The sequence below is a fragment of the Pseudomonas sp. LBUM1672 genome (genome assembly GCF_059695655.1).
Genome location: NZ_CP166781.1, coordinates 3,660,100 through 3,670,000, shown reverse-complemented (window position 1 = coordinate 3,670,000; position 9,901 = coordinate 3,660,100). Strand labels below are relative to the sequence as shown.

At 57.2% G+C, this 9,901-nt stretch carries 6 protein-coding genes, 2 rRNA genes and 1 pseudogene (1 of these 9 cut by a window edge); 8 read left to right on the top strand and 1 reads right to left on the bottom strand.

Annotated elements, in window-relative coordinates; translation table 11 throughout:
* Together ACA053_RS16590 and rrf are read left to right on the top strand one after the other, a co-directional pair.
* Positions 1-1,653: ribosomal RNA gene (locus ACA053_RS16590) — 23S ribosomal RNA — on the top strand; it begins 1,239 nt to the left of the window's first position.
* 173 nt (positions 1,654-1,826) lie between these two features.
* A 5S ribosomal RNA gene (gene rrf / locus ACA053_RS16585) occupies positions 1,827-1,942 on the top strand.
* A 72-nt stretch (positions 1,943-2,014) separates the two neighbouring features.
* Here the strand turns inward: rrf and ACA053_RS16580 are convergent.
* Positions 2,015-2,308 (bottom strand): annotated as a pseudogene (locus tag ACA053_RS16580) (LysR substrate-binding domain-containing protein); the annotation flags it as partial.
* Between ACA053_RS16580 and ACA053_RS16575 the strand changes: the two are divergent.
* From ACA053_RS16575 to ACA053_RS16550, 6 genes are all read left to right on the top strand, one after another.
* Positions 2,277-2,585 (top strand): putative quinol monooxygenase, encoded by a 309-nt coding sequence (locus tag ACA053_RS16575; RefSeq protein WP_497396186.1) that lies wholly within the window; start codon positions 2,277-2,279, stop codon positions 2,583-2,585. The pseudogene ACA053_RS16580 and the gene ACA053_RS16575 sit on opposite strands and share 32 nt — an antisense overlap.
* Positions 2,586-2,672: 87 nt before the next feature.
* Positions 2,673-5,336 carry an alpha-ketoglutarate dehydrogenase gene (gene mdeB / locus ACA053_RS16570; RefSeq protein ID WP_497393126.1) on the top strand — a complete coding sequence of 888 codons (2,664 nt, stop codon included), beginning with the start codon at positions 2,673-2,675 and terminating at the stop codon, positions 5,334-5,336.
* Positions 5,337-5,537: 201 nt separating this feature from the next.
* Positions 5,538-7,193, top strand: a complete 1,656-nt coding sequence (gene mhpA / locus ACA053_RS16565) for a bifunctional 3-(3-hydroxy-phenyl)propionate/3-hydroxycinnamic acid hydroxylase MhpA (RefSeq protein WP_497393125.1) — start codon at positions 5,538-5,540, stop codon at positions 7,191-7,193.
* Positions 7,194-7,195: 2 nt separating this feature from the next.
* A complete protein-coding gene (locus ACA053_RS16560; RefSeq protein ID WP_497393124.1) occupies positions 7,196-7,843 on the top strand; it encodes a TetR/AcrR family transcriptional regulator in 648 nt (215 codons plus the stop codon).
* A gap of 233 nt (positions 7,844-8,076) precedes the next feature.
* Entirely contained in the window at positions 8,077-8,691 is a 615-nt protein-coding gene (locus ACA053_RS16555; protein ID WP_497393123.1) for a TetR/AcrR family transcriptional regulator, read from the top strand.
* A gap of 86 nt (positions 8,692-8,777) precedes the next feature.
* Entirely contained in the window at positions 8,778-9,869 is a 1,092-nt protein-coding gene (locus tag ACA053_RS16550; RefSeq protein WP_109632360.1) for a VOC family protein, read from the top strand.
* Positions 9,870-9,901: the final 32 nt, after the last annotated feature.

Sequence of the window (9,901 nt, the reverse complement as noted above, 5' to 3'; positions counted from 1 at the left end):
GAATGCTGACATGAGTAACGACAATGGGTGTGAAAAACACCCACGCCGAAAGACCAAGGTTTCCTGCGCAACGTTAATCGACGCAGGGTTAGTCGGTCCCTAAGGCGAGGCTGAAAAGCGTAGTCGATGGAAAACAGGTTAATATTCCTGTACTTCTGGTTATTGCGATGGAGGGACGGAGAAGGCTAGGCCAGCTTGGCGTTGGTTGTCCAAGTTTAAGGTGGTAGGCTGGAATCTTAGGTAAATCCGGGATTCTAAGGCCGAGAGCTGATGACGAGTGTTCTTTTAGAACACGAAGTGGTTGATGCCATGCTTCCAAGAAAAGCTTCTAAGCTTCAGGTAACCAGGAACCGTACCCCAAACCGACACAGGTGGTTGGGTAGAGAATACCAAGGCGCTTGAGAGAACTCGGGTGAAGGAACTAGGCAAAATGGCACCGTAACTTCGGGAGAAGGTGCGCCGGTGAGGGTGAAGCATTTACTGCGTAAGCCCATGCCGGTCGAAGATACCAGGCCGCTGCGACTGTTTATTAAAAACACAGCACTCTGCAAACACGAAAGTGGACGTATAGGGTGTGACGCCTGCCCGGTGCCGGAAGGTTAATTGATGGGGTTAGCTAACGCGAAGCTCTTGATCGAAGCCCCGGTAAACGGCGGCCGTAACTATAACGGTCCTAAGGTAGCGAAATTCCTTGTCGGGTAAGTTCCGACCTGCACGAATGGCGTAACGATGGCGGCGCTGTCTCCACCCGAGACTCAGTGAAATTGAAATCGCTGTGAAGATGCAGTGTATCCGCGGCTAGACGGAAAGACCCCGTGAACCTTTACTATAGCTTTGCACTGGACTTTGAATTTGCTTGTGTAGGATAGGTGGGAGGCTTTGAAGCGTGGACGCCAGTTCGCGTGGAGCCAACCTTGAAATACCACCCTGGCAACTTTGAGGTTCTAACTCAGGTCCGTTATCCGGATCGAGGACAGTGTATGGTGGGTAGTTTGACTGGGGCGGTCTCCTCCTAAAGAGTAACGGAGGAGTACGAAGGTGCGCTCAGACCGGTCGGAAATCGGTCGTAGAGTATAAAGGCAAAAGCGCGCTTGACTGCGAGACAGACACGTCGAGCAGGTACGAAAGTAGGTCTTAGTGATCCGGTGGTTCTGTATGGAAGGGCCATCGCTCAACGGATAAAAGGTACTCCGGGGATAACAGGCTGATACCGCCCAAGAGTTCATATCGACGGCGGTGTTTGGCACCTCGATGTCGGCTCATCACATCCTGGGGCTGAAGCCGGTCCCAAGGGTATGGCTGTTCGCCATTTAAAGTGGTACGCGAGCTGGGTTTAGAACGTCGTGAGACAGTTCGGTCCCTATCTGCCGTGGACGTTTGAGATTTGAGAGGGGCTGCTCCTAGTACGAGAGGACCGGAGTGGACGAACCTCTGGTGTTCCGGTTGTCACGCCAGTGGCATTGCCGGGTAGCTATGTTCGGAATAGATAACCGCTGAAAGCATCTAAGCGGGAAACTAGCCTCAAGATGAGATCTCACTGGGACCTTGAGTCCCCTGAAGGGCCGTCGAAGACTACGACGTTGATAGGTTGGGTGTGTAAGCGCTGTGAGGCGTTGAGCTAACCAATACTAATTGCCCGTGAGGCTTGACCATATAACACCCAAGCAATTTGCTTGCTTCGAGCCCAAAGGCGAAAGAGCACCAGATTGCGGTGTGTGAAGACGAAACGAACCGAAAGTTCGAGATACTCACAAAACACCAAGCTGTCACATACCCATTCGCTGGAGCGTGAACCCGCAAGGGCCCACGACCTGGCTACCGAATTTCTTGACGACCATAGAGCATTGGAACCACCTGATCCCATCCCGAACTCAGCAGTGAAACGATGCATCGCCGATGGTAGTGTGGGGTTTCCCCATGTGAGAGTAGGTCATCGTCAAGATTAAATTCCGAAACCCCAATTGCGAAAGCAGTTGGGGTTTTGTTTTGCCCGTAGAAAAGTGGCGTAACCACGTCAAACTGGCTTGAGTGTCACGAACTTACTCCTCAACCATGCATGGAGCCGGGAAACAGCCGGGGATACCTGTTTGCGATGGGGACAGACCAGACTCAGCGGTAAACCCTCACCCGGATGATTCTCCATCAACACCACAAGTCGTCCTGCCGTGACATTTGCGCTCACATCCAGCCAGGACTTGTAGGCGATGCCTTCGCCTTCAATGGCCCAGCGCCGGGCTATATCGGCGTCATCACTGAACAGCGGTCCGGATACTTGGATAGTACGGGAACCCAGGTTCCACTTATCGATTGCGGTCCTCAAGGCTAAAGCGGGTAAACAGCAGGCCTTGAAAGCAGCACTCCTGGCCTTGATCGAACCGACACGAGAGGAGCCAGGAAACCTGGATTACGTCTTGTTTGAACGACAGGATGAACCCGGCACGTTCTTCATGCGCGAGGCCTTCAAGGATCAGGCTGCACTCGATGCGCATTCTGCCATGCCGTACTTTCAGCGTTTTGCCGCCGCCAGCGACGACCTGCTGGCCGAGCCCTTGCAGCTTATATTCCTTGAGCAGATTTCGACTTAGAGTGACTCAGTGCTGCATCAGCCTACTTAACCGGCCAGACGCACTCAGTGCGTCTGATGGTCAGTCCTATGTATCGAGGGCTCTGCTGTGAAAGATTCTGCGCAACAGCCACAGGCTGCAACACCTGTCCACGAGGACATTGACGTCATCGAGACCAACGAGTGGCTTGATGCCCTGGCGGGTGTCGCCCGGGTCTCAGGCGCCCCGCGGGTCCGCTTCCTGTTGCAGCGTCTGGCCGAGCAAGCCAACCGCCTCGGGATTCAATCAGCGTCCAACGCCCATTCGCTCTACCAGAACACCTTGGCGTTAGAGCAACAACCGGTGTACCCCGGCGACCTGGTGATGGAGGAACGCATCACTTCGATCATTCGCTGGAATGCCTTGGCGATGGTGGCGCGAGCGAATAAAGCCTACGGCGAACTCGGTGGCCACATTGCCAGTTTCGCCTCGGCCGCAGAAATTTTCGAGGTCGGCTTCAATCATTTCTTCCGGGCCGATAACGCCGAGGGGCGGGGCGATCTGGTGTACTTCCAGGCGCACTCTGCGCCCGGCGTCTATGCACGAGCCTTTCTGGAAGGGCGTCTGCAAGAGGCGCAACTGGAACGCTATCGGCAAGAGGTCGACGGCGGAGGCTTATGCTCTTATCCGCACCCTTGGTTGATGCCTGACTTCTGGCAGTTTCCGACGGGCTCGATGGGCATCGGCCCCATCAATGCGATTTACCAGGCGCGCTTCCTGCGTTACTTGCAGCACCGCGGCATTGCAACGACGGATAGCCGCCGGGTGTGGGGCGTGTTTGGCGATGGCGAAATGGACGAGCCCGAGTCGATCGCTGCGCTGTCACTGGCGGCACGTGAAAGCCTGGACAACATCACCTTTGTGATCAATTGCAACCTGCAACGCCTGGACGGTCCGGTCAGGGGCAATGGCCAGATCATCCAGGAACTGGAATCGCTTTTCAGCGGTGCCGGATGGAACGTGATCAAAGTGCTGTGGGGATCTGACTGGGATGCCTTGTTTGCCCGGGATCACGGGCAAGCGTTGTTACGTCATTTCTCGCAGATGGTGGATGGGCAATACCAGACCCTGGGCGCCAATGACGGTGCTTACAACCTCAGTCATTTCTTTAACCAGGATCCGCAACTGCAAGCACTCGTTTCACACATGAGCACCGAGCAGATCGAAGCCCTGCGCCGGGGCGGACACGATTTTCGCAAGTTGCACGCGGCGTTCGAGGCGGCCAGGCGGCATAAGGGCCGGCCGACTGTGATCCTGGCGAAAACCAAGAAGGGTTATGGCATGGGCCAGATCGGTGAGTCGCGCAACACCGCTCACCAGCAGAAAAAACTCGATGTCGATGCCCTTAAAGCCTTTCGTGATCGTTTCGCCTTGCCGCTGGACAATCAAGCGGTGGAGGAGCTTCGCTTCTACCGACCGGCAGATGACAGTCCCGAGTTGCGCTATCTCCATCAGCAACGTCGTGCGCTGGGCGGCTACCTTCCCAAGCGCAGCAGCCAGGCAGCGACCATTGGCGTCCCGCCGCTCGACAGTTATGCGCGCTTCGCGTTGAGTGCCGATGATCGAGAAATTTCAACAACGATGGCCGTGGTGCGGCTGTTCGCCCACCTGATCAAGGACAAACAACTGGGACCCCGCATCGTCCCCATCGTCGCCGATGAGGCGCGCACGTTCGGCATGGCCAATCTGTTTCGCCAGATCGGTATCTACTCGTCAGTCGGGCAGCTTTATGAGCCGGAAGATGCCCATGCCCTGCTGTACTACAAGGAGTCGACCGACGGGCAATTGCTGGAGGAGGGCATCACCGAGGCCGGCGCAATCTCATCATGGACGGCCGCGGCAACGTCTTACAGCGTCAACGGCGAAGCCATGCTGCCGTTCTACATTTATTACTCCATGTTTGGTTTCCAGCGCATCGGCGACTTGATCTGGGCCGCTGCCGATCAGCGCGCGCGAGGGTTTCTGATCGGCGCCACGTCCGGGCGGACGACGCTGGCCGGGGAGGGGCTGCAGCATCAGGATGGCTCCAGCCAGTTGATAGCATCGACGGTGCCCAACTGCCGGGCCTATGACCCGGCATTTGCCAGTGAAGCAGCCGTGATCATTGATCATGGATGTCGACGCATGCTCGAGCAGCAAAAGGATGAGTTTTACTACCTGACAGTGACCAACGAAAACTACGTTCAGGCGTCACTCGAGCCGAGCCAGTATGAGGATGTCATCCGCGGCATGCGCTTGTATGAACGAGTGGGCGACGATGCCCCCGCAGTCCGCCTGCTGGGCTCGGGGGCTATTTTGCGAGAGGTGATAGCGGCGGCACAGATCCTCGACGAACAATGGCAACTGAGCAGCGAAATCTGGAGTGTCAGCAGTTTTTCCGAACTGGCTCGCGACGCACGTGAAGTGCAACGTCAGCAACTGTTCGGCGGGGACTTCGCGTTCACGAGTCATGTGCAGGCCTGCCTGCCAGGACTCGTTCCGATCGTTGCGGCCAGTGACTATGTCCGCGGGTATGTGCAACTCATCGCGCCTTATGTACAGGCGCCCTTCAATAGCCTGGGAACTGATGGCTTTGGCCGTAGCGACACGCGTTCGGCCTTGCGCGACTTTTTTGAAGTCGATCGCTATCACATCGTGCTGGCGGCGCTCGCCATGGTGGATACGCAGGCTCATGCCAAGGCCCGCGCGCAATACGGCATTGAAGCTGTTGACGAAGCGCCTTGGAATCGATGAGTGGGCATTCTTCGCTTCAACTCGAACTCGATTTGCAAGCGCCTGACGCCTCGAATTTCTCTCATGGTGGTCCGGAAATGATCTTTCGCATGTAATGACAGAAATTTCAATATTGAAATTAGTTTCAATATTGAATACCTTGACCCTGCCTGACGATGAGACCTGCGTGCCTCACGACTTCAATCACAACAAGGGCTCGAGATGAACAACAAGAACGTTTGCCAATTGCCTCCCTCCACCGTCGACGTGCTGGTCATCGGTAACGGTCCGGTAGGTGCAACCATTGCGGCGCTGCTCGGCCGCTATGGGGTCACGACCTTGGTGCTGGACAAGACCCATGAGGTCGTCCTGATGCCTCGCGCCATTGCGCTGGACAACGAGGCGTTGCGCATCCTGCAACTCGCTGGTTTGTCGGAAGACGCTTTCGAGAAGATCGCTATTCCTGAAGTAAGAATGCACTCCCCGGTGCTCGGGCAATTCGGTCGCGCCAATACCGAGGGGTGCATCGACGGTCATCCGAAGCTGGTTACGTTCTATCAACCCGACCTCGAACACGCGATGCGCAGCCAGGTTTCCCGGTTGAAGTCAGTGACCAGCCTGGGTGGCTTCGAGCTTGAAAGTCTGGTCGAGGAGGCGGATGGCATTGTCGCCTCCGTACGGGATCAAGACGGGCAATCGCATTCCGTTCGCGCCCAGTACCTGGTCGGTGCGGATGGCGCAAGCTCCAGGATCAGAGCACTGATCGGCCAGGAGTTCGAAGGGCAGACCTATGCAGAGGATTGGCTGATTGTCGATGTCAAAAACCGGCATGAGTCAGCGATTGATCACATTGAGTTTATCTGTAATCCGCAGCGCCCAACGCCGCACATGCCTGCCCCGGGCGGCAGGGAGCGTTGGGAGTTCATGCTGCAACCCGGTGAATGCCGGGAAGAACTGGAAAGCCCGGAAAGCATCGCCCGGTTGATCGCGCCATGGATCAACCCGCAGGAGCTGGAAATCGAGCGCAAGGCGGTGTATCGATTCCACGCGCGCTGCTGCAAAAGATTCAGCAAGGGTCGCGTTTTTCTCGCTGGCGACGCTGCGCACATCACCCCTCCATTTGTCGGGCAAGGCCTGGTAGCGGGGCTGCGAGATGGCGCCAACCTTGCCTGGAAACTGGCCTGGGTTCTTCGCGGCCATGCCGCCCCTGCAATACTCGATACCTATGACGTAGAGCGCCGTCCCCATGCCCAGGCGATGATCAATCTGGCAAAACTCATGGGTCGTCTGGTGATGCCCAAGAACAAGATTGCAGCGTTCTTCATCCACGGCCTGATGCGCACGCTGGCGTTGACCCCCGCGACCAGGAGGTACTTCGAGCAGTTGGACATCAAGCCGAAGAACACCTTCACACACGGCCTGTTCGTGCAGCATCGGCGGGGCGATAAACTGGTGCGTGGCAGCCTGTTTCCCCAAGCCTGGATTCGCACCCTGCAAAAGCAGATCAAGCTGAGCGACGATGCGCTTGGAGACAACCTGACCCTGGTTGGATTCGGTGTAGACCCGTTGTCACTGCTCACCCCTGATCAGATCATTGCCTGGGGAAAAATGGGCGGCCATTTCCTCGAGGTCAGAACACGCGGCCAACGCTCCGGCGGCGGCTGTGACTTCATTGAAGACATGAACCATGACATCCTGCCACTGGCTCCCAAAGGAACGCTGGTCGCGGTTCGTCCCGACCGGATCATCATGCATCACGCCCCAGGCGCAGAGGCGGGCAGTCTGCTTCAAGATTGCAGGAGCCTGCTGGGTAGCAAAGACGCCACGGTTGATAGCGTTTCCATTACCATCAACGAGCCCACTAGATTACGAGCTTGATCATGCATTCCCCCATTCTTTCTTTAGAAACTGTTGCGTCAGAACCTCTCACGAGAGGCCACAAGAAACGCGAGCGCACCCGTCGTGGCCTGGTGGACGCGGCGTTGCGTCTTGTCGCACGCAAGGAAGTGGGGGAAATCGCGCTGCTCGAAGTCGCCGCGGAAGCTGCGGTATCCAACGGCACCATCTACAACTATTTTCGAACGCGCGACGAAGTACTGGAGGCCGTGGGCATTGCCATGGCCGCCGAGTTTTCCGATGCCATATCCGTCTTGAGCGCGGACGAGCAGTGCGGTGCGCAGCGGCTTTCGATTGGGGTTCGCATGTTTGTCTGTCGGGCCGCCGCCGACCACCAATGGGCGAATGCGCTGCTGCGCATCATCCATTTCGACCAGACCATGCGCTCGCGTCTGGCTGCCCATGTCCTGGGCGATCTGCGTGAGGGGCTGCGCGCGGGCACTTTTGCTTACGTGGACGAAGGGGTCGCCCTGGACATCGTCTTATCCTGCACAACCGGAGCAATGCGCTCGGTTGTCGAAGGGCGTGCGGGCGCGGAGCACGATGTGCGGGTCGCGGAAATGACGCTCCAGGCTCTGGGCGTGACACCCGCCAAAGCCCGGAAAATCGCTGGTAAGCCGCTACCCACCTGATCTGATGTGATTCAGCAAACCAAATTGATCACCTGTCAGAGATACGGTGCAGCTGAGCGCGCGTGTTCATTTTTCATGTGCCAAACCTGCCGGTGGTCTAGTCGTATCCATCCCTTTCCATTGGCATATAACGGTTTCCGTTGAGTTGGACGTGCTTCAGCGCCAAAACGTTGTTGACGACAACTGAACACGCGTGTTCAATAGGGCCATAGGGTAATCCTGGAGAGAGCACCGTGCAATCCCTGAATCCAACACAGCGCCGCATTCATCAAGCCGCCTTTCGGCTGTTCGCTGAAAGAGGCACCTCACAAGTGAACATTCTCGACCTCGCACAAGAGGCCGGCGTGGCGCGTGGAACCGTCTATAGCAACATCGACAACATGGAAAGCCTGTTCGAAGCCGTCGCTGGCCAACTGGCGAGGGAGATGCATGAGCGCGTCAACAAGAGCTTCGATTCCCTCACCAATCCGGCGCAGCGCCTGGCCAATGGCATTCGATTCTTCATCCGTCGAGCGCACGAGGATTCCCAGTGGGGGGCATTCATCCATAAGTTCGCCATGAGCAATGCGTCATTGCGCGAAATGTTCAGCAGCCAGGCGACCACGGACCTTCTGAGCGGGCTTTCCACCGGGCGCTACACGTTTCAGCAGGCGCAGTTGCTCTCAGTGCTGACGCTGATATCGAGCAGCGTACTGGGCTCGATTTTCCTGGTGCTGGAAGGTCACCGGACGTGGCGCGAATCGGGCTCTGACACCGCCGAGCTGGTACTGCGGGCATTGGGTGTGCCACCGGATGAGGCACGCGCGATGGCGACAATAGAGTTGCCGGCGCTTCCGTCTCTGGACTGAGCCCTAACTGATTCAACTAGAAAACACCCCTGTTTTTTCAGGGGTTCGGGACTGCTTTGCCCTGAAAAAACCGGAAAACAAAAACAATGAATGACATAAACCAATTGCACCGGTTGGCGACACCACAACCCTCCCGGCATCCACAACCGACCGTGAAGGCCCGGGATCTGACTCACCTGATCTTTCAACGGCCGGACTTGAATGAGGCGGCGCGGTTCCTGACCGACTTCGGCCTGACGGTCAATCGGCAGGACGCCGATACGCTGTATCTGCGGGCCACCGACGCCACTTCCTATTGCTACCGTGTCCATCGTGCCGAGCAGGCACGATTTATCGGCTTCGGACTCGCAGTGTCGTCGCTTGAAGATCTGGAAAAGCTCGCTCAAATTCCAGGGGCGTCATCGGTAGAAAAGTCGGAGCATCCTGGCAAAGGGTTTTCCGTCCGGCTGACCGATCCTTCCGGTTTTATCGTGGAAGCGGTTTGCGACCAGGCCCCCGGCAAGGCGCTGGCACACAGAGCGCCTCTGCACTGGAATCTGGCGCACGAGCAGCCACGAATCAATGCCACGCAGCGCCCGCCGATTGCGCCCCCTGAAGTCCTCAAACTTGGCCACATCGTCATTGAAGTGGCCGACTACCAGGCGACCTGCGCCTGGTACACGGAGCATTTCGGGTTGATTCCCAGCGATGTGCAGGTGCTTCCCGACGGCACGCCTATCGTCACTTTCATGCGCCTTGATCTTGGTGACAGTCCCGCGGATCACCATACGCTCGCGATTGCGCAAGGGTTCATGGCGACCTACAGCCATAGCGCCTATGAAGTCGTCGATGCAGACGCGGTGGGCATGGGCCAGCGCGTCCTGCGCGAGCGCGGTTGGCAACACTCATGGGGCATCGGCCGGCACATTCTGGGCAGCCAGATCTTCGATTACTGGCAAGACCCATGGGGCGACAAGCACGAGCATTACTGCGACGGGGATCTGTTCACGGCCACTCGGCCGACGGGTATTCATCCGGTAAGCCCAGAGGCAATGGCCCAGTGGGGGCAGCGCATGCCCAAGAGTTTTACCAAACCCAAGATAAGCCTGGCCAACCTGCGTGCACTGATCCGCAACCTACGACGCAGCCCGGATTTGACCTTGCGCAAGTTGATGACCCTCATGCGGATGTTCGGGTAGAGCTGCCGCCATGTCGAAAAACTCAACCCGGT

Bases quoted from the DNA above. Each gene is read 5' to 3' on its own strand.
- mhpA (WP_497393125.1), top strand. From the start codon at position 5,538: ATGAACAACAAGAACGTTTGCCAATTGCCTCCCTCCACCGTCGACGTG.
- ACA053_RS16560 (WP_497393124.1), top strand. From the start codon at position 7,196: ATGCATTCCCCCATTCTTTCTTTAGAAACTGTTGCGTCAGAACCTCTC.
- ACA053_RS16550 (WP_109632360.1), top strand. From the start codon at position 8,778: ATGAATGACATAAACCAATTGCACCGGTTGGCGACACCACAACCCTCC.